The following is a 23,188-nucleotide window of genomic DNA, read 5'->3' as shown; positions in this document are numbered from 1 at the left end:
TGAACTGGATTTCATCCAAAAGTGGTAGATTTTTTAGTTGTTGTCTCCAGGACTGGCAAGATAGTGTCAAGCTTAAAGTGAAGCAGCGATCGCATTTCCGAAAATCAGGATGATTTTTGGTGAACCAGCGACTGTCTTCTTGGTGGGGAACTGGTTTTCTTGGCCTTAAGACTTTCTGGAGCTTTTAAGACCAGACCTGATATTCCTCCTGCAATCAGCGCAAAAATCGGGTTAGTCATAGCATTCAAAACACAGTCAAACACGTACATAGTTAAGGCTATTCCCAGGGTGGCTGCAGGTGCTACTTTAGGATTAGACCAGGTTCTGGCGGGATATTTGAACAAGGAAAAGACGATAACAGGAAGTAACAAGGAAGAAAATAAACTAACCAAACCGACTGCACCGTTGACGCCAAATGCAATAATCCATAAGCTGTCGGTAACTGAGACATCATCACCGTATTCGTTATACACGCGGTTACCCCCCGAATCTCCCCAGCCAAACATAAATCTTTGCCGCGCCTTTTCCCCCAATATCTCTTCATTGTCAAATCTAAACTTCAAAGAGGCAGCTCGTTCTTCGCCAAATACTTGATTGATGAATCCAATCACGTCTTTGCTCGAGAATTGACCCGATGCAGCCACATACAGATAAAACACTATATATCCAATTATAAATAGCAATGGCAAAGAGGTGCGAAAAAACTTGGCAGAGTATAATACTAGCAACGCCATTACAAATAAACTGTAGGCGCCTGTTGAACGGCACAGGAAAAAAGCGATAGTTAATATAATTGCTAAAGTCTTGATGTTACGGCCCATAAACTTTTTAAGCGTCCCCGTTTGCCACAGCCAAACAGCAATTAAGGCGGCTGTCATCATCCACAGGCCCACCATCAAACCGTGCTGCATAAACACTACTGGTCTCCACCCCCCCAAACGCCTTGCTTGACCCCAGTCGTCAAAGGCATTGACGCCGTAAATCATTTGGTGGAGAATTGGGCCCCTAACTCCTTCAACTAAAGTAAAAGGAATGTAGGCTAACCCACCTGCAAAAATTCCGATCGCCAATTGTCGCAGCCCGCCTAAATTGCCCACATACAAGCGTCCTAAAAAATAAGGCAGACCCCAAGTAACGATTTGGTTGATAGTCGGAGAAATGGGGCTGCCACCATTACTAACTTGTGAAAAAATTGGACACAAACAGTAAATTACCATTGGCACGTCCAGCCAACCCGGCTTAAAAGATGTGAGGCGCGCCGTATCGTAGATCAGAGTCCCCAGCAAAATGGCGTAGCAAGCTGCGGAGATTTTGGTATACGGTGGCAATGAAGGGATTGGATAAGAAGCTTGCGGCAAAAACAGCCACGCTGCTACAAAACTTATAATTACTGCCCGTTGAGCCGGAAACCTCACAAACAGGTAAAAAACGACTGGAATAAAGCCGAACATAGCAAGTGGGATTAATGCAACCATAGGTATTTTTTGGCAGTAAAATTATAGAAAGACAACTCACATTGCCCGATAAAAATTCTCGTTTAAACGATCGCCCCACCCCAATCTTTTACATCAACCTCAATTTTACGTCTTGTTCGTTAATTGTGCCTAAAGTTCCAAAGCAGTGTACAGTGTCGCCTCGAAGAGATTAGTTGCATCCTCCCAAGTATAATTTATCACCCTTTCCAAAGCAGTCTCGGACATTGCGCGCCATTCGGCATCAGACAACTGACAAATCTGCTCGATCGCTTTTGCCATATTCTCTGGATCTTCTGGCTTGACAAGTATGCCACCCCCGCCAGCAAGTAGTTCCGGAGCCACACCAGAAGCAGTGCCAGTGACTGAAGTGCCGCAAGCCATAGCTTCTAAAATTGGCAAGCCGAAGCCTTCGGATCTCCTGGAAAACACCCAAGCATCGCATTTGCTGTAAAAATCTGTTCGTTGGTCTTGAGTAGGTTCTTTATTATACTCATTACCCTCATGCAGCAAATTGGGATTAGAACTATCGTGGCTGGAACAAATGCAACTAAACGAACGTTATAAATTTTTTAGCAGCTAGAGAGAAAGCTTTTAGGGCAAGATCGCAGCCTTTCCAAGGAGTTGTATTAAAGTACAGCTCGACTGTGGGAACTAATTGCTTGCCTCGGGGCTGCTTCCCTCGCGACAGAGGGTTGTAAAACTGTTTGGTGTCCACCGTAGGAGGGACGAGAGATACAGACAAATCGCCGTATTCATTCCGAGCTATGTCGGCTAGCCACTGGACCACAGCGATTTTGTGCATCGGCAGCCGCCAAGTTGCCTCTACTCGACCTTTTGGTACGTAGTCAAAAGCCTCATAATGTTGCAAAAAATATACTTTCGTTCCTTTCCTCGGAGAGAGTTTTGCCACCCACTCGGCAGTTTCCCACCAAGTAGCCATGACAATATCGGCATCAGGTACGTCAAGGTCACTAATTGGACGGTTGGTTTCGATAACTCGACTTTCGACATCCACCTTGTCAAAGTTAAACTTTTGTGTTTTAGGAGCGGACTTCCAACCCCTACCCCTCAGCAGCGATCGCAATTGTTGGATTAAAGCCGGCTGTGGCAGGGGCATAGAGACAATAAATATTTTGTATCCTCTCTTGTGCAGCAGTTCTGTGTAGATAGATAACACCCTCATGCCACCTTTAAGACTAAGGGTAGGCAGGACAAAAGTAACTTTCCTGAATAGATGCTGAAGATTGATACTGGTTAAAACTCCTCCTTATCCTTAAAGCAAGTTGGCACTTACCAGCCTTTGCTTGGCTTTTCTGCGGGGTGCGGATCTGTGTTGGAGGCGATCGTAACTCGATAGTCGAGCCGATCGATCTTACTTTGTCGTCAGGGACTTTTCCCAATTACAAATTGGCAGATGTGTGACGACTAGACAAGTTTAACCTGTAACGGAGCCAGCCTTAAAACCTCCTTTGCACTCTTTTTCAGATTTTGGCAGATCAATTTATAACCAATATTCCTTCCTCCCTGCGCTCAGAATTCGTGTCGAGACTGCTGCGTAGAAAACAGGACACGGGCAATTTATTTTACTTGTGGCAGAAGCACTCCACCAAAGGATATTGAGTTTCTGCCCAGAAATCCGGCGCCGAAAACGCGGGTAGCGCCGAATTTCAAATTGCAGCAGTTAGCCAACCGGAATTTTTCCATAGGGAGAAAACGAAACTATCTTAACGTCGCGCTGTTTAGATTTGTCTATAGCAACTTTCAAGCCGGCTTCAAAATGATCCGTGGCATCTTCCCACGTATAATTGTTCACCTTGGCATAGGCTGCTTCAGACATGGCTTGCCACTTGGAATTTCGCAACTGACAGATAGACTCTATGGCTTTTGCCATTTCTTGGGGATCTTCAGGTCTTACAAGTATGCCAGTACCCCCGCTCAAAATTTCAGGAGCAGCGCCTGCTGGGGTACTGATGACGGGAGTGCGGCACGCCATCGCTTCGATAATAGGCAAGCCGAAGCCTTCTGAGCGGCTCGCCAGCAGCCATGCATCGCATTTGCTGTAATAGTCTTTGATTTTGTCTTGGTCGGGTTGAATTACATACTCGGCATTTGCCGGTAGCGGCAATTCCGGGGATGGGGCCTCTGTACCGAAGGCAACCAGACGCAGGTTGGGGATCTTTTCTGCCGCTAGGGAAAAAGCTTTGAGGGCGATGTCAGTTCCTTTCCAGTAGACTGTAGAGTACATTAGACCAACTGTAGGAACCGATTGTTTGTTGCGAGGACAGGCGTAAAATTGCTTCGTGTCCACCGTAGGAGGAGCTAAGGAAACTTGACGATCGCCATATTTAGTCCTAGCTAGCTCAACTAACCACTCAGAAATCGTAATTTTGTGCATGGGCAGCATCCAAGTTGCTTCTACTCTTCCTTGAGGTAGATAGTCAAAAATTTCGTGGTGCTGGATAAAATAAGCTTTTGCTCCTTTGCTAGGAGATAGTTTAGCTACCCACTCGGCGGTTTCCCACCAGGTGGCCACTACTACATCAGCGTCAGGTACATCTTTATCTTCTACCGGGCGGTAGCGATCGGTAATTTTGTGTTCTACACCTAAGTTATCGAAAAATGAGGGTTCGTTTTCTGGTGGAGAAATCCAACCCCGTCCCCGCAGCAGCGACTTGACTTGCTGGCGCATACTCGGCTGGGGAGGGGGTACAGAGATGACGAACACGGAGTGTCCTCGCTTTCTCAAAAGTTCTGCGAAAATAGATATTACTCGTATTCCACCAGTTAGAGACAGAGTAGGAAGAACAAAGGTGATTTTCATTTTTAAGTCCCGCTTAAGACTTGGAATCGCATTCGGCACTGCTACCAGCACTGATGTTAGAGCCCAAAAGGAAAGAGGGGCGGGTGAATATTAATTACCGCTTTCCTGGTGTTTACATAGAATCCAACCGACCGACTGTTCGCAACACCCCAATATCTATCTGCCAAAACTTCACTGTCGTTGCATTGATAATAAAGATTGATGCGATCGCGAAACAGTTCCTAGAGGGATAATTTGCAGGTAAGCGAAATTTCCTACTATAGATAGATACCTCATGAAATAGTAGCTTTTTTCGCGACAAGCACCAAGCTAGACAACACCGTATGTTAAAGATTACATCATTGAGTCTCAAACAGACAAGGATGTACGGTAAACCGAATATCACCCCAATTTTAAGATGGAATAAAGGTAGCATTTGCAACAATATTCAGTAGGTTGACATCGCCTTTGGCAAAATTTTATACTTAATTAAAGAGGGAGATTCTTACCTCGAGAATGTTGAGTCCTCCATCGCTGGAATAGATATAAACATCCATCGGTAGCTGGGATTTTTGGGTAACAGTCCTTTAGGTATTGCTTGACACAATATCCTATTTTGTCAGGATTCAGACATGGTAGTTTTCTCAGATACCAGCAGGGGCGCGATCGCGCGAATCACCGTCGTGGACGTGCGAATGAGGAAATCAAGCCTGTTTTTCAAGCGATATCTCTCGCCCTCACTTGTCGTATGTTCGTGTAAAAACCCGGTTGATGCGTCCACTGTTTGAAAAAATAGGTTTCCCAATCGTGCTACAGAACATAGAGTTTCACGGATATAAATTTAATTAGCTGCCTTAGTTTTAAATTTGTGAATAAAAGGCGATCGCCTGAAAAATTTCCCAAAAGAGACTGCCACTGCGGGGCAGAGTATATGTAGCGTTACTGCCCAATTCCTGTCTAAGTAATTACCGTAACAATAATTCAGCAGCCAATTATCAAATGACCCTATAAAGATCAAAGGAATACTCAAAGTAGATCGGCCTATATCGTGCAAACCTTGACTCCTAAGCAGTAGCAGCAACTTCGTGGTATTTATCAAACGATTTCGCGTACAAAAAATTTCATGTTATGAAAGCATCATTTTTCCTAAGTTTGCAATTTCGGATGACAATCGGTGTGCTCTTGGGGGCCCGGCCACCGATGCTGATAGCGATATGTTGGCCAGTTTTCATGCAGCTAAAATTATGCGATCGCCAGCAAAACAAAACTTTGAATTTAAAGCAGATACCTTAACGGAAAGCATCTGCCCGTGGGAAGATATGAACGTTCGATTGTTGCACAGCATCAGTCAAGAACCCAGTACAATCAGCATGAATGCCAGCAAACAGTTGTCGCTGCTAGTTGGCATGAAGCGCAGCTACAGCCACAAATACCTTGCAAAAGCTTACAATTTATCAGGGTGTACGATCGCCTGCGGTAGTGGCACGCCGTCCGGATCATGGGGGAGAGATTAATCTGGAGAGTGAGTTGGGTAAAACGTCAAATTTTACTGTACAATTGCCAGGAATAGTCGCTGAAAAAGCAGCTAGTTAAAGAGGATTTTCCAACCAATACTTGCCAGGGCAAAATCTGCGATCGCGTGGCTGAGATAACTAGGCCAAAGCGAACGGTAAGTCAGATAAGACTGAGACCAAATTATCGCGGCGGTGAAGACAGCTAAGGAACCTAAGAGAACAGCCTCCCAGTCGCTGTAAGCTGCTATTACAAAAATGTGGTGGATCGTGAAAAATAGCGAACTCAGAAATATTGCTTTTGTTCCCGGTATGAGAATCTGGCATTTCTGGCAGACAAACCACCGCCAAGTAAATTCTTCAATCAGCGAGTTAACCAGCACAAAATATGCTTCTACAATCAAGTAAATATTACGGCTGGTAATACCTAATTGGTACGATTTTTCTTTAGCAACTACAGGATCGATCCACTGCTGCCCAAAAACGCTATAGATACCCACAATCACCGCAAACATGAATATTCCCCAAATAGATCCAGCCAGCAATTCTTGGCACTTGGGTAGGGATAAACTCAGCTTTTTGCGATCGACAAAAACAGACCACGCGATCGGAAAAATCAGCAACCAAACTTGACACAAGACTGACAGTGTTTGTCCCCAGCTTTCCGGGGCAATATACAAGCCTGCTATGATACCAATACTAGCAGCAGGGACAAGTAGTGTTAGAGCCAATAGTGCTTTTTTGCGATCGCCCATATCCAGCATTTTGCACGCTTCATTGGAAAATTAGATTAAGATCAAAGGTAAAATCTTGGTCACTGCAGACAGGCGCTACCACTTTCAAAAAACCAGGTAACTGTAGTGCCGCGATCCAAACCTTTATGCAGTCATTCATTCTCCATTTTTAAATCTAAAATTTAAAATGGTATGAGTTTTGTGTCGCTTATAAAAGTGGTGCTTATTTGTGGACTAGAAAAATATACAGTTGCATAAAATTGAAGACTCCGCCGTTAAAGAAGTTTTTGTGGCAAAAAAGTCTTTATTCAAGCACAATTTGATAATCTGTTGGCATTGGTGACTCGAAATACCATAATATGATTAAATCCCTAGTAGCTGTGTATTTTGGCTGAATGACGATCGCAATTGATTTTGGAACTAGCAACACCGTCGTCGCTCGCTGGAATCAAGTCCTCCAGCAGCCCGAAACTTTGAAATTACCGGGATTGTCGGCAATCTCGGCTCAAAATCCGCCCCTCATTCCTAGTTTACTCTACGTTGAGGACGCTGCTCAAAGTAAAGTCTTACTCGGTCAGCAAGTCCGCGATAAAGGTCGGGATTTGAGTGGAGATTCTCGGTTTTTTCGCAATTTTAAGCGGGGAATTGGCACTTCAGTTCAGGGTTTTGTGCCGGAACTTGACGGGCAAATTATTACTTTTGAACAAGTAGGTGAGTGGTATTTGAGTCAAATTGTTAATTCAATTCGCCAACTGCCTTTGCCGATCGATTCTTTGATTTTTACTGTGCCGGTAGATAGTTTTGAAGCTTACCGCCATTGGTTGGGCAAAGTGTCTCAATCTCTCCAAGTAGAACAGGTGCGGATGTTGGACGAACCTACGGCGGCTGCTTTGGGTTACGGTTTGGCCGATCGCGAAAATCTGTTAGTCATTGATTTCGGTGGCGGAACTCTCGATCTTTCTTTGGTGCGTTTGGACGCTTCCTCCGACAAAAAGCCTCTCGGTTTTATTCTTAAGTGGGGCGAAAAGCTATTAGCTGAATCTTCAGCGCAAAAAACAAAAGTTGCCCGGGTTTTGGCTAAAGCCGGACAAAATTTAGGCGGTTCTGATATTGATAATTGGCTGGTCGACTATTTTGTTCAAACAAAAGGGCTGGCAAAATCTCCGATTACAACGAGATTGGCAGAACGGTTAAAGATTCAATTGTCTTTGGTGAATCAGGCAGTTGAGGTTTATTTTGATGACGAAAATTTTGAGAGTTACGAATTAGAATTAGATCGATCTCGTTTTGAATCTATCCTCGCTGAACATCAGTTTTTTGACAAACTAGACGAGTGCATGAATCAAGTATTGCAGCAAGCGCGGCGCCAAGGCTTAGAAATTGGGGATATTGATGCAGTTTTGCTAGTTGGCGGTACTGTACAAATTCCTGCCTTCGGGCGTTGGGTGGAGCAATATTTCGAGCCGGCAAAAATTCGCTGCGACAAACCCTTTGAGGCGATCGCCCAAGGTGCTCTGCAACTGAGTCAAGGCATAGAAATCAAAGATTTTCTCTATCACAGTTACGGAATTCGCTACTGGAACCGCCGCGACAATTGCCACAGTTGGCACAGTTTAATCAAATCCGGCCAGTCTTATCCGATGAGCGAACCGGTAGAGTTAGTCTTGGGGGCTTCTTTAGAAAGTCAGCCAAGTATAGAATTAATTATCGGCGAATTGGGAGCGGAAACTGGCGGCACGGAGATATATTTTGACGGCGACAGGCTAATTACTCGCCAACTCGCGGGCCAAACATCGGTACAGCCCCTAAATGATAAAGAAGGAGCACGCAGCATCGCTCAATTGACGCCGCCTGGGTATCCGGGGAGCGATCGCATAAAAGCTTTGTTCCGCGTTGACGAACAGCGCTTTTTGCGAATTACCGTGGAAGATTTGCTGACAAATGAAACTTTGTTAGAGGATAAACCAGTGGTGCAGCTAAGTTAAGGATAGACTTTACAGGTAAGGTGCGCCGAAGCGCACCCTACTGATTCCGTTCAAAACAAATTGTTAAAAGCAGATGAACTACAAACTAGAATTTCCACTCTCTCCCGAATTAGAAAAGTATCGCGACCGAATCGAAGCTACCATTAAACCTTACATTGAAATTAAAATCCAGAATAATGACCAGGTTAATTGGTGGCAGAGTAAATTTGGAGGATTTCCTTATTTACCTAAAGGCTTTGAATATCCCAAAACTGGTGACGGTAAATATTTATTTTTGCTAACGCAACTCAACTTTGATGAAATACCGCCTTTAGATGGTTTTCCCGATCGGGGTATCTTACAGTTCTATATAGCTGACGATGACCTATATGGTTTAAATTTGGACAATTCTTCCAATGCAGATAATCATACAATCGAAGACCAATTCAAAATAATTTATTTTCCTCATCCCGACTTCAAAGTTGAAAACATTATTACCAATTATGATTTTTTGTCGGAACCCGAAATTTTTCCTGTTCAGGGCAGTTGCGGCTTGCAATTTACTAAAAAATATGCGCCTATCAGTACCATTGACTACCAATTTACCGAACTATTAGGAGAAGAAATTAACGAGTTATTTATGAACCATAAAATTGACGATAAGTACCGAGAAATATCGCATTCCTTGGGTCATAAAATAGGTGGTTATCCATATTTTACACAAGACGACGTAAGAAAATGTAATAGTAACTCCGATCAAAAACAAAAGCCAGACATTCTTCTATTCCAAATGGATACCGATTGCTGCAATGAGACAGTAGATATCATGTGGGGAGACAGTGGTGTAGGTAACTTTTTTATTGATGAATCAGCACTCAGAGAATTAGATTTTAGTAAAGTTTTATACAATTGGGATTGTTGTTAAAAGCAGCAGTTAAGTAAGCCCACCTAAAAAAACATAATACCCCGAACCCCGACTTCTTAAAGAAGTCGGGGTTCTAACAGATTGAATAGTGTTTGACTATGCCCGATGCCCAATTCCCAATTCCCTAAACCTGAGATTTGTGCACCACCACGGGTGTTCCCACCGAGGCCCATTCAAATAGCCATTTAGCGTGATTGACAGCTACATTTGTGCAGCCGTGAGTAACGGGATTGCCAAACAAATTGTGCCAGTAAGCGCCGTGAATTGCATTGCCGCCGTCGTAATACATTGTATAGGGAACGTCCGGCACGTCGTAGTCCGGTCCAGTCATTCTAGTAACGCGGTATTTGGTTTCAACGGCAAAGGTTCCCGTGCGAGTTGGAGTCGATGATTTGCCGCTGGAAATAACCACCGCGTAAACAGGTATATTTCCTTCCCAAGCTATTAACCTTTGTCTTGACAAATCTATTTCAATCCAGCGTTCGCTGGATTGCTGCAACTGCATAATTTTATTGGCAATTATGTTGTGCTGTTCGCCGGCAATTACAGGAATTGAACCGCCGCAGAATACAGCAAAACTGAGAGCGAAGCCGGCACAGAAAGTTCCAGCGCGACGGAAGTAAGTTGAGTTAATAATCCTGTTCATTTCTCACACCTCGTACTATTTTAGATTTTAGGTTTTAGATTTTAGATTGGCTTGTCCTATTGTAGATTTTAGATTTGAAATGTTGGATTGGGAAAGTGGACTTAACAAGTTGTTAAGTTTTGGGCGAGAGTTCGGGCAATTGCGGCGATCGCGCGCCAATCGCGATTTTCCACTAAGTGTTTAGGAAATAAGTCTCCGGCTAAACCAACGGCGATCGCCCCGGCGTCAATAAATACTTTCGCGTTTTCCAGCGTCACCCCGCCAGTGGGAATTAAAGGAATGTTTCCCAGGGGGCCTTGCAGGCTTTTCAGGTAAGCCGCGCCTCCCAAAGCCGATATCGGAAACACTTTAACGCAGGTAGCGCCTGCTTGCCACGCGGTCACAATTTCCGTAGGAGAAAAAGCACCGGGGACGATCGGCACTCCGGCGTCAACTGCTGTTTTAATCATCGCTACATCGGTATGCGGAGTAAACAGAAATTGAGCGCCACAGTCTATTGCTTGCTGCAACTGTTCTAAGTTTAATAAAGTGCCGGTGCCAATACTAAAAGTAGGAAATTCCGAGCGGAGTTCGGCAATTAATTCAGCGGCTTTGTGGGTGTTCCAAGTAATTTCAATAAACTGGATTCCGCCTGCTGCTACCGCTGATGCCATCTGCCAAGCAAGTTCCTTTTCTGAGGAACGGATGACTGCGATCGCCCGGTGTTTTTTTAGTATTGTCAACCAAGATTGATGATTCATGCTAACTGATTTTGCCCCCAGATAATTCAATAAAGTTCAGATCGGAAGACCGAGCGGTTGAAACCGCATCTATACAAACAAAACCCACCTCCGTGGGTTTCCGAGGGGGGGTTAAAATTGCGTTATTTTCTTTACACCACAGGCGAGTGGACTGCGTTTGACTTGCTAGCTAGAGTAAGTAAAGCCTCAGCATCGCTCGGTTGTGCCATCCATATTACCGCCATTTGCATAACCTCGCTCTACCCGTTGTAATGAGCAACAACTTTAACCACTTTTCCGGTTGAACTGACTTCCATAAACTCACCTGCCTTCGTGCCTTTTTGGTTGATGTAGTAAAGGACAACACTGGAAACTCCCCACATCACATCAAGCAACTCAAACTTGAGGTCAGGATAAACTTCCAGCCCCTTTTTGAAGTAGTTTCGTAGCGCTTCTTTGCCTGTCACTGTTCCAGATGGTTCATTTAGCAGTTGCGCTGCGACAGGCGATATCAGAATTACATCTTCTGCGTAATGGGACATGATGCGATCGAGGTTATGAGTATTCCAAGCTTCTACCCAATCAAGTGCAAGTTCACGCGCTCTATCTTCTGTGACGATCATGGTTTGCTACTCCAATGCTTTTTTTCGCTGCTTCCTGTGTGTCCACAAAAAAATCGGGGCGATTCCCGAAAATCCAAGAATCACCCCAATTATTGATTTCAAACTTTAGATTTAATCTAAAATCCAAAATCCAAAATCCAAAATTGATTAGGCGATCGTCGCCATTTTCACATCGCTATTAGCTAACAAATTTTGCAATTCATCCGCATCCACAGTTTCCTTTTCAACTAGCATATCTGCTAAAGCATTAAGGACATGGCGGTTGCCGACGAGTACATCTTTAGCGCGACGGTAAGCTTGTTCTACCAACAAACGCACTTCATCGTCGATCGTCGCTGCGGTTTCTTCGGAGAAATCGCGTTCGGCCATGATATCGCGACCCATGAACATATTGCCTTGTTGACGACCGAGAGCCACAGGACCTAGCCGATCGCTCATTCCGAAGCGAGTCACCATTTGCCGCGCTACTCTTGCCACTTGCTGCAAGTCGTTCGACGCCCCAGTCGTTACTTCTTCTTCGCCGAAGACAATTTCTTCAGCAATGCGGCCGCCCAAAGCTACCGCCATTTGATTTTGCAAGTAAGACCGAGAATACAAGCCAGAATCCATCCGATCTTCGCTGGGTGTGAACCAAGTCAAACCGCCAGCGCGGCCGCGGGGGATAATGCTAATTTTCTGCACGGGGTCATAATCGGGCATCAGCGCGCCGACTAAAGCGTGACCGGCTTCGTGGTAAGCTACCAAAGTTTTGCGCTTTTCGCTCATCACGCGGTCTTTCTTTTCCGGGCCAGCGAGCACGCGGTCGATCGCATCGTTGACTTCATCCATCGAGACTTCTGTCAAGTTGCGGCGGGCGGCTAAAATTGCTGCTTCGTTGAGTAGGTTGGACAAATCCGCACCGGTGAAACCGGGTGTCCGGCGGGCGATTTTTTCCAAGTCCACGTCTTTCGACAAAGTTTTGCCGCGGGCGTGAACGTTGAGAATTTCTAGGCGGCCTCCGAAGTCGGGGCGATCGACCACAACTTGGCGATCGAAGCGACCCGGACGCAGCAGCGCTGCATCGAGTACGTCGGGGCGGTTCGTGGCAGCAATCAAAATGATGCCAGTATTGCCCTCAAAGCCGTCCATTTCGGTCAGCAACTGGTTCAGGGTTTGTTCCCGTTCGTCGTTACCACCGCCCAAACCAGCGCCCCGCTGGCGGCCTACCGCGTCAATTTCATCGATAAATACGATGCAAGGAGCGTTAGATTTAGCTTGTTCAAACAAGTCGCGGACGCGGGAAGCACCGACACCCACGAACATTTCCACAAATTCTGAACCGGAAATCGAGAAGAAGGGAACGCCGGCTTCTCCAGCCACTGCTTTTGCCAGCAGGGTTTTGCCTGTTCCGGGAGGGCCGACCAGCAGCACGCCTTTGGGGATTTTTGCTCCGACTGCGGTGAAGCGGTCTGCATTTTTCAGGAAGTCCACGACTTCTGCGAGCTCTAGCTTGGCTTGTTCGATGCCTGCCACGTCGCCGAAAGTCACCTGAGTTTGCGGCTCCATTTGGACTCTAGCTTTGGATTTGCCGAAGTTCATGGCTTGGTTGCCGGGCCCGTTTTGGGCGCGCCGCACCAGGAAAAACAGTCCGACCAAAAGCAGAATCGGGAAGAACAGGCTGCTGAGGGCTTTTACCCAGAAGCCTTCGTCGCTTTGGGGCAGAACTGAAATATCTACGTTATTTTTGGTCAGGATGTTGATCAGTTCGGGGTCGTTCGGCAGGTTAACGAGTACCTTGTTGCCGTCCTGGGCTGTGACCAGGGCTTTGCTGCGATCGGAACTGATATTTATTTTGTCTACTCTCTTGCCTTCGACTTCCTGAATGAATTGACTGTACTTCCAAACTTCGCGGCTTGGGGGCTGTTTGTCAAAAAAAGCCGTTGCTAAGGCAATGACTACAATAGCCAGCAGTGCGTACAGGCCAGCGTTTCTCCACCGTTTATTCACCGAGGTCGATCCTCCTAATTTTTAGTCCCTGTGATTTGGGAATTTTTATTTATGTTCATCAATCTTAACGTAATTGTAACTTGTTTTTGTGTGGTGGGGAATCCCGGCCCTGCTGTGGCGGTCTGAGGTCGCGGGAACGGAACTGCCCTGCGCGGCGTCAGGAGATTCGGGTGTTGTCCTAATTTTTGCGTTTCCTCATACACTATAAGACAGAATTTGTCAATATTTTCAAAAGTGGTGGCGATCGCGTTAATCCCTTTTTCGGTTAAATAGCCATGCAGAAACCGGGTTTGTTGACGGAAATACTGCACTTGAGTCTTTAATTGGAGTGAAAAATCCGGTTTCTTTGGTAGTGACGCGTAAGTTCTCTTAAACTCTTAAGTAAGGTAAAGTAGGACTGACCCAGAAACCAAGTGCGTTTACCAAAAATCGTCATTTACCTCAATAGTCTGAGTTCAAAACCAGCTTGATTTCGTAACTAAATTTAACTTCAAGGTTTTTTTTAGAAAACGCATTCCCAGATTAATAACACAATGAATTAAGGAGAACATTTGATCATGACTTCAGAAATTAATCAAATCATTCCCGCAGAAATTAAGTACGATCAATTTTATCAGGCTATTAAACAAATAGCGAAAGAAGAAGATATCCAAACCATTTTAGAAATAGGGTCATCTTCCGGTGAGGGAAGTACAGAAGCATTTGTCACAGGAATTAGACAAAATCCCCATCATCCTCAACTTTTTTGCATGGAAATTTCCCAGGCAAGATTTACCGCATTACAAAACAGATATGCTAAGGACGGCTTTGTAAAATGTTATAATGTTTCATCAGTAGGAATTAATAAGTTTGCTCGAGAAAAAGAAGTTATTGATTTTTATAATTCTTACCCAACTGCACTGAACCAATACCCCCTACAACAAGTTTTAGAGTGGCTCAGACAAGACCTAAAATATCTCCAAGATTCTAGAGTATCTCAGGCAGGGATTAAGCAAATAAAATCAGAAAATAAAATCATTTTTTTTGATGTTGTCTTAATAGATGGTTCGGAATTTACCGGGGAAGCTGAATTAGATGAAGTCTATGGGGCTAAATTTATATTGCTAGATGATATTAATACCTTTAAAAACCATAAAAATTACCATAGGCTTCTCAAAGATCCTAATTATAAACTCTTATTGCATAATCTTCATCTGCGAAATGGTTATGCCATTTTCCATCAAGAAAAATTTGCGTTTAATGAAGAACAAATCGAACAACGGCTTGTACAAAGATTAGTTCGTCAAGGGATGACAGTTTTCGATATTGGAGCAAATATTGGTAACTATTCTCTTTTGTTTAGTAATTTAGTCGGACGTGAAGGAAAAGTATATTCATTTGAGCCGACTTCAACTACTTTTAATACACTTAAACGACGCACAGAAAATAATCAGAATGTTTTCGCGTTTCAGAATGCAGTATTTTCCGAGAATAAACTGATTGAATTTAATGAATTTCCTGATGAGTTTTCGGTTTGGAACAGCATCGGCAGACCGCAGATGGAAAATCCCGAAAATCCCCAGGAATATGTACCTATTGTAAAAAGCGAAACCGTTAGCGCGATTACAGTTGATTCATTTTGTCAAAAACATAATATTGAGAAAATTGATTACTTAAAAATCGATGTAGAAGGAGCTGAAAGTGATGTTCTTAATGGTTGCATGAATCTTTTAGCAAGAAAAGCAATTGAGTTTATTCAGTTTGAAATCTCTCAAAAAATGTTAGAGGGAATGCAGCACACCGCCAAAGAAACTTTTGATTTACTCATGGCTAATGGTTATGAGTGTCATTGTATAGAAAAAACGGGTGCGATTGGTGGAGCAGTTGTCAACTCTAAGGCTTTCTATGAAAATTATATTGCGTTTCCATCACTTCCCCTTCATTTCTTTACCATCGTTCTCAATGGTGAACCGTTCATCCGTTATCATATTGATGTCTTGAAAAAATTACCCTTTCGATGGCACTGGCATATTGTCGAGGGGGTGGCAGATTTAAAACATGATACGGCTTGGAGTGTCAATCTGGGCGGTAACATTTCTGATGATGTTCATCGCGACGGACGCAGCCTGGATGGGACTACCGAATATTTAGATGAACTGGCTCGTCTTTATCCCCAAAATATTAGCATTTATCGTAAGCCAGAAGGCGAATTTTGGGAAGGGAAACGAGAAATGATAAATGCTCCTCTTTCCCGGATTTCTGAAGAGTGTTTATTGTGGCAAATTGATGTAGATGAGCTCTGGACTTTTGAGCAGATTTGCCAAACTCGACAGATGTTTATTGAACATCCTGAAAAAACAGCGGCTTTTTATTGGTGTTGGTATTTTGTTGGGGAAAATTTAGTTATTAGCACTCGTAATTGTTATGCAAATAATCCTCAATATGAATGGCTACGCACTTGGCGTTTTAAACCAGGTATGGTATGGGCAACTCATGAACCGCCCAGATTAGCGGAACCCTTACCTAACGGTAAATGGCGTGATGTCGCGTTTGTTAATCCTTTTCGACATCAAGAAACCGAAAAAGAGGGGTTGGTTTTCCAACATTTTGCCTACGTTACCCCGAATCAATTGCGCTTTAAAGAGCAATATTATGGTTATAAAAATGCGACTTCCCAATGGTTAAATCTGCAACAACAGACTCAATTTCCTGTGTTATTGCGTCAATACTTTGATTGGGTTAATGATGAGAGTCAAGTCAATAGCGCGATCGCCTGTGGAGTCGAACCCATTGCACAACGAGATATTAGTACAAAAGCTTGGCAATTTAAAACAGTTTCTCCTTTACCTGCACTTGCTGTTAAGCCTAGTCAAAAATATCCGACAATTCTCATTGATGGTGTATTTTTTCAACATAATAATACAGGCATTGCTCGCGTTTGGAAATCCCTATGGCAAGAATGGGCAAATACGAACTTTGCTCAACATATTATCATTTTAGATCGTAACGGAACTGCTCCAAAAATTCCAGGTCTTCGTTATCGTACTATTCCCCTTTACGATTATGGTAATACCGATCGCGATCGCGCGATGCTCCAACAAATCTGCGATGAAGAAAAAGCCGATTTATTTATTTCTACTTATTATACAACCCCTTTGTCAACGCGATCGGTATTCATGGCCTACGACATGATTCCAGAGTTGATGGGGCAAAATATTGGTCATTCCGAGTGGAGAGAAAAGCATTGCGGTATCCGCCACGCCTCGGCATACATCACCATTTCGGAAAATACAGCCCGCGATTTAATTAAGATTTTTCCGCAGATTTATTCAAATTCTGTCGCTGTAGCGCACTGCGGAATAGATGCCAATTTTTCGCCAGCCGATAGAGAAGAAATTTCAGGCTTTAAGTCAAAATACAGCATTACCAAGCCCTATTTTCTTTTGGTAGGCGAAAGGGTAGGCTGGCATGGTTACAAGAACGGGACATTATTCTTCAAAGCCTTTTCTCAACTTGCCAACAAGTTTGACTTTGATATAGTCTGTGCAGGTGGCAAACCTGTATTAGAACCAGAGCTGAAATTGTACTGTCCTGGGAATACTGTCCACACGCTACAACTAAGCGACAGCGAACTGAGAACTGCTTACTCTGGTGCTTCAGTGTTAGTTTATCCGTCGAAATATGAAGGCTTTGGGTTGCCAGTCCTTGAGGCAATGGCTTGCGGTTGTCCAGTCATCACCTGTCCAAACGGTTCGATTCCAGAAGTAGCAGGACAAGCAGCGGTTTATGTGGACGGGGATGATGTTATTGGGCTTGTCAATGCTTTGGGGGAAATACAGAAGCCCGCTGTCCGCAACTCATTAATTGCGGCGGGGTTAGAGCAAGCTAAGAAGTTTTCCTGGTCAAAAATGGCAGCAATTGTTAGCTCAGTTTTGGTTCAAGTAGCTGAGCGCGCACATGAGAATGCTGCAGTTCAACAGCCAACTGATGCAGCATTGCAGGCGGAATTAGGGAATGGTGAGAACTCCCAGCCTGTCCCGTCGGCTTTTAAAGTATCTGCGATCGTTTCTACTTACAATTCCGAAAAATTTATCCGCGGCTGCTTGCAGGACTTGATAGAGCAAACGCTGTACAAACAAGGCCAACTCGAAATCATAGTAATTGACAGCGGTTCCCAAGAAAACGAACAGTCTGTTGTGCGGGAATTTCAAGCGAAATATCCGAATATTGTGTACGATCGCACTTCGGATCGCGAGACATTATATGCAGCCTGGAATCGAGGTATTAAGATGTCGCGCGGAGATTACATGACTAATGCTAATACCGATGACAGACACCGCCCCGATGCCCTAGAAATCATGGCGAAATACTTGGACGAAAACGCAGAAGTAAGTCTGGTTTATGCCGATCAATTAATTACCAACACAGTTAACGATACTTTTGCCACAACCCAAGCCGAAAAGCGCTGGAGTTGGCCAGCCTTTGACTACAGCGAACTCGAACGGCGCTGCATTATTGGCCCCCAGCCGATGTGGAAAAAATCGCTGCACGAAAAATACGGCTATTTCCGAACAGAGTTTACGGCGGCTGGCGATTACGAATTTTGGCTGCGGATTGGCAAAACCGAAAATATTGTGCACTTGCCAGAAATTCTCGGCTTGTACTGCGAAAATCCACAAGGTTTGGAACATTCATCGCCAATATCGCAGCAAGAAACTCGGCAAATATGGGATGAATATGGAATCGCCCGCCGAGGTGTAAAACCAGCCACTACATTACCTGTTTCAATCTCTCCATCACAGCTAAATGCCATGCCCTACCGCACCTCCGCAGAAACACTCGTCAGCGTAATCATTCCCTGCTACAACCACGCAACTTTACTCAGAGAAGCTGTTGAAAGTGTTGTCAGTCAAACTTATTCAAACTGGGAGTGCATAATTGTCAATGATGGCAGCACGGATGATACCAGCAACTTCGGAAAATATTTAATTAAACTGTATCCTCAAAAATCGCTTCGCCTCATAGATAAACCCAACACCGGGCCGGCTGATTCGAGAAATCTTGGCGTTGAGCAGTCGTCAGGAAAGTTTATTTTATTCCTAGATGCTGATGATAAACTTCATCCCAAATTTCTAGAGGAGTGCGTCGAAATTTTATTAGCAAAACCGAATGTTGGTTTTGTCTATACAGATGTGCAGCACTTCGGAGCCAACTGCGATTTAGTTGTTCACGGTGACTTTGATGCCAATCGGTTTTTGAGAGACAATCAAGCCCCCGCTACTTCCCTATTTAGAAGGGAGATTTACGAGCAAGTAGGCGGCTTGAAAAAAGTTATGAAGCTGGGATGCGAAGATTGGGAGTTTTGGGTTTCTGCCTATGAAAAAGGCTGGTTAGGCGATCGATTACCTAAGCCTTATCTCTATTACAGACAGCACGGCGACGGCTCTAGCAGAACCCAAAAAATGGCATGCGATCGCCCAAAATTAGACTTAATGAGAGCCACACTTATTCACCTCCACTCTCAACTTTACAAACCCGAAGAAGTGCGTTGGTCACAGCAGATTTTGCAGCAACACGGCAATTTAATAGCTAATGAGTTAGTTGAATTTAGCAAACCCGAACAATTTTTAACTTTGCTGTCCCAATATGTGGGAGAGTATCAAAAAGACCAAGCTAATGAAGTAAACCTCGCTAACATCCGCCAATCCCGCCAGCAACTTGCCAATTATTGGCTGAATCTGCCCGCAGAACAACTGGCAAATGCCTATGGCGGTGATGCAGGTAAGGCGCATCAGCTACTGCTCAAAAGTAACATCAAAGATGAAGCGCTGACAGATGCCGAAAAGAGTGTTATCGATCGCCTAACAGCACATCTCTCCCAGGGAATTAAAACTCCCAAAGATATTAATTACCTACTGGCAGCCGCCCTCTATCGTCGTGCAGATCAGTTACTGCTGAAGTATGAAAGTGCAGCTATACCTAATTGGTTTGTCAGCGACTATCTCAAATTTATGTTTGCTGCGCCTACTCTCTTTCAAGAAATAGGAGAGGCTGACAATTATTGCCAGTATGTCCAGGGATGGGTCAGTTATTTGCATAGCAATATCTTCAAGAACCAAAACTCACAAGTGTGGCAGGATATCGCTTGGTTTTTCACTCAAAGTGCTAACTTTATTCCTCTGTACTTCAATAGTAAAAATCTCAAGGATATCTACACAAAGCGGGCAGATATTATTGAATATGCCGTGAAAAATCGTGGGGCTGCGATTGATTGCATTTTTCCGGCTCGACCTGCGAACAGACCGAAAATTCGCCTCGGTGTCCTGACTAAACATTTTGGGGCGATGACGGAAACTTTCGCCACGTTACCCGCTTTTGAATATCTGAATCGAGAGCAATTTGAAATTATTTTATACGCTCTCAATCTCGACGGGAATAAACTAGAACAGTATTGTCAGAGTCGCGCTGACAGACTGGTTAAACTGCCGAATGACTTGCCAATTCAAGTTCAGACAATCCGCGCTGATGACTTAGATATTCTGCTGATTGCTACCAATATTACTGCGGTTACTCATCCGATTAGTTTACTAGCATTGCATCGATTGGCGCGGGTACAAACTACCTGTTTTAATTCTCCCGTTACCACAGGAATTCGACACGTTGACTATTACATTGCTGGTAAGTTGATGGAACCTGCACCTGAAGGACAGGAGCATTATCGCGAGGAATTAGCAACTATTGATGGGCCTGGCTGCTGTTTTAGCTATACCCTCGAACCTTACACTCCTAACATTAATTTCACCAGAAATAGTATCGGCATTGCCGAGGAATCGGTTGTCTTTATTTCGAGTGCTAATTTGTATAAGCTACTGCCGGAGTTAAGGGAAACATGGGCAAAGATTATTGCTGCTGTTCCTAATTCGGTGCTGTTTTTAATGCCCTTCGGCCCTAGCTGGACTAATCATTATCCTGGGGGGGCTTTTGTAAATAATATGAAAGCCGTTTTTGCTAAGTATGGCATTGAGAGTAATCGTTTGCAGGTGTTGAAGAGTTTTCCTAACCGTGCGGATGTTAAAGAAGTTTTGAAGTTGGGGGATGTTTATTTGGATTCCTATCCCTATGCGGGCACTACTTCTCTTGTAGATCCGTTAGAGGTGGGACTTCCAACAGTGGTTAGGGATGGCGATACTTTGCGATCGAGAATGGGGGCGGCGGTGGTACGATCGCTCTCTATGCCAGATTTAATTGCCAATAGTGAAGCATCTTACATTCAGCTAGCCGTTAGTCTGGGCACTAACCGGCAATTGCGGCAGCAAAAACGGCAGGAAATTCAGCAAAAAATGCAAGCTAACCCGGCTTGTTTTGACAGTGTGGCATACTCTGGGGCGATCGGCAAATTATTCCAAGAACTCTTTGGCAAATGGCAAACCAACCACCTGGAAGCATCCCGCAGCTTACAGGATAGCATTCCCAAACAGGCAGATTTGGGCGAGATGCTCTCGAAAAACGTCCAGCTTTACCAAAGAAACTCATCAAACATCTCAGCAATATCCGAACTGCGTCAAATCCGCAAACAAATCGCTGATTTTTGGCTGAACGTTCCCACCGAAAATCTCGAAACCGCCTACAGAAGTGCTTCAGGTAACAGCTATCAAATCCTGCTCAAGAGCGGTTTCCAACGTCAACCGATGATCGAAAGCGAACAAATATTTTTGCAGCAATTAACCCAGATTAGCAAAGGATTAGTGCATCCCAAAGCTGTCAACGCCTTGCTTGCTGCGATGCTGTATTTCCCGCCGGGAACCATGCGAATTCCCGACGCTCGCAACCGTTTGCCACACTGGTTGATTGGGGATTACGAACAAGTTTTTGAGAGTGACTCCGCTGTCAAGTCTGAGTCAACTTCTGACTTGCTAGCTCAATACATTCAATCCCCGCAATTTGCAAATCAACTGTTAGGATGCGTCAATCTTTACCGCATCGATCCGTCTGACGAATCGGTAGTTTTGGAACTCCGCCAAATCAGAAAACAAATGGCTGATTTTTGGCTGACTGTTCCTTCAGATAAACTAGAAAATTTTTATCGAGGAGAAGTTCGCAAGGGATATAAATCAATACTCGGATGTGGCTTGCAAGCAGAAGCAATGACTGAAGCAGAACAAAAATTTTTGCAGCAATTGACCGACATTAGTAAAGGGTTGGTGCAGCCTCAAGCTATCAATGCTCTGCTGGGGGCGATGCTGTATTTTGTACCAGGTAAAATGCGGGTTCCCGATGCTCGCACCCGCTTGCCGCAGTGGTTGGTTGAAGATTACGAAAAGGTGTTTGAAAGCGCATTTACGACAACAGAACAACCACTTGTCAAACAAGATTATCTGCCGCAGTTTCTCAATCAATTAACTGCTGCGGTCAATCTCTATGAAATCGACCCAACGGGTGAATTAGTGATAGCAGATTTGCGGCATATTCGCAAGCAAATTGCCGATTTGTGGCTGAGTGTTTCCGGCGAACAACTGGAACTTTTGTACCGGAGCGATTTTGGCAAGGGCTACAAAGCAATGTTGGGCTGCGGGTTTATTAACGAGCCGCTGCATGAGAGCGATCGCGAGTTTTTTAACTCGTTGGTTGTGAAGTTGAGTAAAGGGTTTGGAGCGCCTCAAGCTGTAAATAATTTGTTGGCGGCGATGCTGTATTGTCGCCCTGGACAGTTGCGGGTTCAGGATGCGAATACTTGTTTGCCTCCGTGGTTGTTGGAAGATTACGAGCAGTTTGTTGGGAGTGCGGTTAAGGTGGCTGTGAAGTAAACGGATCGCGCTGGGCGGGCCGGGGATCGCCCAGCGCGATCGATTAGTTAGGGAATTGAAACTGGATTTAGATTAGAAAAGGCCTTAGCAAGAGCTACGTATTCTTTAACAAGGTCTGCTAACTCTGTCAACGACATTGTGACTCCGTTTGCACAAATACCATCGTTGGAAATCCAAATATGGTGTAAATTTCCTTCAGGTATAGTTGAGGCTTCAAGATGTTTGCTAATATTGTAAAGTCTATTAAGCTTTTCAAGAGAGCTACCGTCTCCTTTCTCAAACAAATTCGTTTCCTTTGACTCTATCTTTTTTCCTAGTTTTCTCAAAAATTCGTAAGCCTGATATAAAAGGGTAACTGCTATTTCAAAATAAGAAAGCGCTTGGAAATATAAAGATGTGTTCTTTTTGCTCTCATTTAAATATGAAAGTATTAGAGTACGACCATTTTGATACTCAACTAAAGTCATTTGTACGCGACGGATGATTCCAAAAATATAAGGTTTGTACTCCGTTTTAATAGGAGATGTGAATATAGAATTAAGGATAAAGTTATCAATCAAAGGTTCTACCTCAGCGAAGTGCTCTGCTAAATCGGGAGCATTACACTCAGACAATGCTGAAATTTCCTGAGCGAAGAACTTATCTAAGCCATAGGTTGTAAAAGGCATAATTTGTTACTTAATGACAACTTCTCAAGTCTAACGTCTGCTAAAAAGCTCAGCTTACGGACAACCGAACCCATCGGGTAGTAAATACTACAATACTCTTACCTTAGAACTACACCACTCTGAAAAGGGATATCTAACCAAAATTATGTCCTTTTTAGAGTAGCTGGGCATAGACATCATCGTCAGTATTATCCCAAACTGTATCTAGTGATGTTTGACTCGCTTGAAGCCAAAACTCAGCTTCTTCATCAGGTAAAACTGTTACTAATACTTTTGTCCCTTCGGGTAATTCTGATAACTCCAGCAGTTCAATTTTCCCTTGTCGAACAGTAGCCCAAAGTGTTTTTAGCATAT

Annotated in this window: 15 protein-coding genes; 4 read left to right on the top strand and 11 right to left on the bottom strand. The window is 44.1% G+C overall.

Annotation, left to right across the window (positions count from 1 at the left end; genetic code table 11):
- Positions 1-104: 104 nt before the first annotated feature.
- From QUA45_RS19850 to QUA45_RS19835, 4 genes are all read right to left on the bottom strand, one after another.
- Positions 105-1,475, bottom strand: a complete 1,371-nt coding sequence (locus QUA45_RS19850) for an O-antigen ligase domain-containing protein (protein ID WP_333221925.1) — start codon at positions 1,473-1,475, stop codon at positions 105-107.
- 129 nt (positions 1,476-1,604) lie between these two features.
- A complete protein-coding gene (locus QUA45_RS19845; protein WP_333094487.1) occupies positions 1,605-1,985 on the bottom strand; it encodes a glycosyltransferase family 4 protein in 381 nt (126 codons plus the stop codon).
- A 37-nt stretch (positions 1,986-2,022) separates the two neighbouring features.
- Positions 2,023-2,652 (bottom strand): hypothetical protein, encoded by a 630-nt coding sequence (locus QUA45_RS19840; protein WP_333094489.1) that lies wholly within the window; start codon positions 2,650-2,652, stop codon positions 2,023-2,025.
- A gap of 504 nt (positions 2,653-3,156) precedes the next feature.
- Positions 3,157-4,296, bottom strand: a complete 1,140-nt coding sequence (locus QUA45_RS19835) for a glycosyltransferase family 4 protein (protein ID WP_333094490.1) — start codon at positions 4,294-4,296, stop codon at positions 3,157-3,159.
- Positions 4,297-5,360: 1,064 nt separating this feature from the next.
- Here QUA45_RS19835 and QUA45_RS19830 point away from each other — a divergent pair.
- A complete protein-coding gene (locus tag QUA45_RS19830; RefSeq protein ID WP_333094492.1) occupies positions 5,361-5,789 on the top strand; it encodes a hypothetical protein in 429 nt (142 codons plus the stop codon).
- A gap of 71 nt (positions 5,790-5,860) precedes the next feature.
- Here QUA45_RS19830 and QUA45_RS19825 read toward each other — a convergent pair whose 3' ends face one another.
- Entirely contained in the window at positions 5,861-6,541 is a 681-nt protein-coding gene (locus tag QUA45_RS19825; RefSeq protein WP_333221924.1) for a CPBP family intramembrane glutamic endopeptidase, read from the bottom strand.
- A gap of 374 nt (positions 6,542-6,915) precedes the next feature.
- On the opposite strand from QUA45_RS19825, the gene QUA45_RS19820 reads away from it, so the two are divergent.
- Together QUA45_RS19820 and QUA45_RS19815 are read left to right on the top strand one after the other, a co-directional pair.
- A complete protein-coding gene (locus QUA45_RS19820) occupies positions 6,916-8,505 on the top strand; it encodes an Hsp70 family protein (protein WP_333221923.1) in 1,590 nt (529 codons plus the stop codon).
- Positions 8,506-8,578: 73 nt separating this feature from the next.
- Complete coding sequence (locus tag QUA45_RS19815) at positions 8,579-9,409, top strand: DUF1963 domain-containing protein (protein ID WP_333221922.1); 831 nt, start codon at positions 8,579-8,581, stop codon at positions 9,407-9,409.
- A gap of 124 nt (positions 9,410-9,533) precedes the next feature.
- Here the strand turns inward: QUA45_RS19815 and QUA45_RS19810 are convergent, their stop codons facing one another.
- The 4 genes from QUA45_RS19810 to ftsH3 all read right to left on the bottom strand — a co-directional run bounded on the left by QUA45_RS19810 (position 9,534) and on the right by ftsH3 (position 13,383).
- A complete protein-coding gene (locus QUA45_RS19810) occupies positions 9,534-10,055 on the bottom strand; it encodes a L,D-transpeptidase (protein ID WP_333094497.1) in 522 nt (173 codons plus the stop codon).
- A gap of 101 nt (positions 10,056-10,156) precedes the next feature.
- Positions 10,157-10,795 (bottom strand): bifunctional 4-hydroxy-2-oxoglutarate aldolase/2-dehydro-3-deoxy-phosphogluconate aldolase, encoded by a 639-nt coding sequence (locus tag QUA45_RS19805; RefSeq protein WP_333221921.1) that lies wholly within the window; start codon positions 10,793-10,795, stop codon positions 10,157-10,159.
- A 239-nt stretch (positions 10,796-11,034) separates the two neighbouring features.
- Positions 11,035-11,397: a nuclear transport factor 2 family protein gene (locus QUA45_RS19800; protein WP_333221920.1), complete on the bottom strand. Its 363-nt coding sequence runs from the start codon at positions 11,395-11,397 to the stop codon at positions 11,035-11,037.
- Positions 11,398-11,544: 147 nt separating this feature from the next.
- Positions 11,545-13,383 carry an ATP-dependent zinc metalloprotease FtsH3 gene (gene ftsH3, locus QUA45_RS19795; protein WP_006633639.1) on the bottom strand — a complete coding sequence of 613 codons (1,839 nt, stop codon included), beginning with the start codon at positions 13,381-13,383 and terminating at the stop codon, positions 11,545-11,547.
- A 557-nt stretch (positions 13,384-13,940) separates the two neighbouring features.
- Between ftsH3 and QUA45_RS19790 the strand changes: the two genes are divergently transcribed.
- The gene (locus QUA45_RS19790; protein ID WP_333221919.1) at positions 13,941-22,166 is read left to right on the top strand and encodes an FkbM family methyltransferase; all 8,226 of its coding nucleotides are present in this window, start codon (positions 13,941-13,943) and stop codon (positions 22,164-22,166) included.
- A 47-nt stretch (positions 22,167-22,213) separates the two neighbouring features.
- On the opposite strand, the gene QUA45_RS19785 is transcribed toward QUA45_RS19790, so the two are convergent.
- Complete coding sequence (locus tag QUA45_RS19785; protein ID WP_333221918.1) at positions 22,214-22,834, bottom strand: hypothetical protein; 621 nt, start codon at positions 22,832-22,834, stop codon at positions 22,214-22,216.
- A gap of 154 nt (positions 22,835-22,988) precedes the next feature.
- Positions 22,989-23,188: hypothetical protein (locus tag QUA45_RS19780; RefSeq protein WP_333221917.1), on the bottom strand; the 200-nt coding region annotated here is incomplete at its 5' end.

The organism is Microcoleus sp. Pol12A5, from assembly GCF_036701435.1.
In the GTDB taxonomy this organism is placed as follows: domain Bacteria; phylum Cyanobacteriota; class Cyanobacteriia; order Cyanobacteriales; family Microcoleaceae; genus Microcoleus.
The sequence above is the reverse complement of the archived record's forward strand: the minus strand, read 5'-3'. Positions and strand labels throughout refer to the sequence as shown.

What these genes read in the sequence shown, in the direction of transcription:
- QUA45_RS19850 (WP_333221925.1), bottom strand. Translation starts at nt 1,475, where the DNA reads ATGGTTGCATTAATCCCACTTGCTATGTTCGGCTTTATTCCAGTCGTT.
- QUA45_RS19835 (WP_333094490.1), bottom strand. Translation starts at nt 4,296, where the DNA reads ATGAAAATCACCTTTGTTCTTCCTACTCTGTCTCTAACTGGTGGAATA.
- QUA45_RS19825 (WP_333221924.1), bottom strand. Translation starts at nt 6,541, where the DNA reads ATGGGCGATCGCAAAAAAGCACTATTGGCTCTAACACTACTTGTCCCT.
- QUA45_RS19820 (WP_333221923.1), top strand. Translation starts at nt 6,916, where the DNA reads ATGACGATCGCAATTGATTTTGGAACTAGCAACACCGTCGTCGCTCGC.
- QUA45_RS19815 (WP_333221922.1), top strand. Translation starts at nt 8,579, where the DNA reads ATGAACTACAAACTAGAATTTCCACTCTCTCCCGAATTAGAAAAGTAT.
- QUA45_RS19810 (WP_333094497.1), bottom strand. Translation starts at nt 10,055, where the DNA reads ATGAACAGGATTATTAACTCAACTTACTTCCGTCGCGCTGGAACTTTC.
- QUA45_RS19805 (WP_333221921.1), bottom strand. Translation starts at nt 10,795, where the DNA reads ATGAATCATCAATCTTGGTTGACAATACTAAAAAAACACCGGGCGATC.
- QUA45_RS19800 (WP_333221920.1), bottom strand. Translation starts at nt 11,397, where the DNA reads ATGATCGTCACAGAAGATAGAGCGCGTGAACTTGCACTTGATTGGGTA.
- QUA45_RS19790 (WP_333221919.1), top strand. Translation starts at nt 13,941, where the DNA reads ATGACTTCAGAAATTAATCAAATCATTCCCGCAGAAATTAAGTACGAT.
- QUA45_RS19785 (WP_333221918.1), bottom strand. Translation starts at nt 22,834, where the DNA reads ATGCCTTTTACAACCTATGGCTTAGATAAGTTCTTCGCTCAGGAAATT.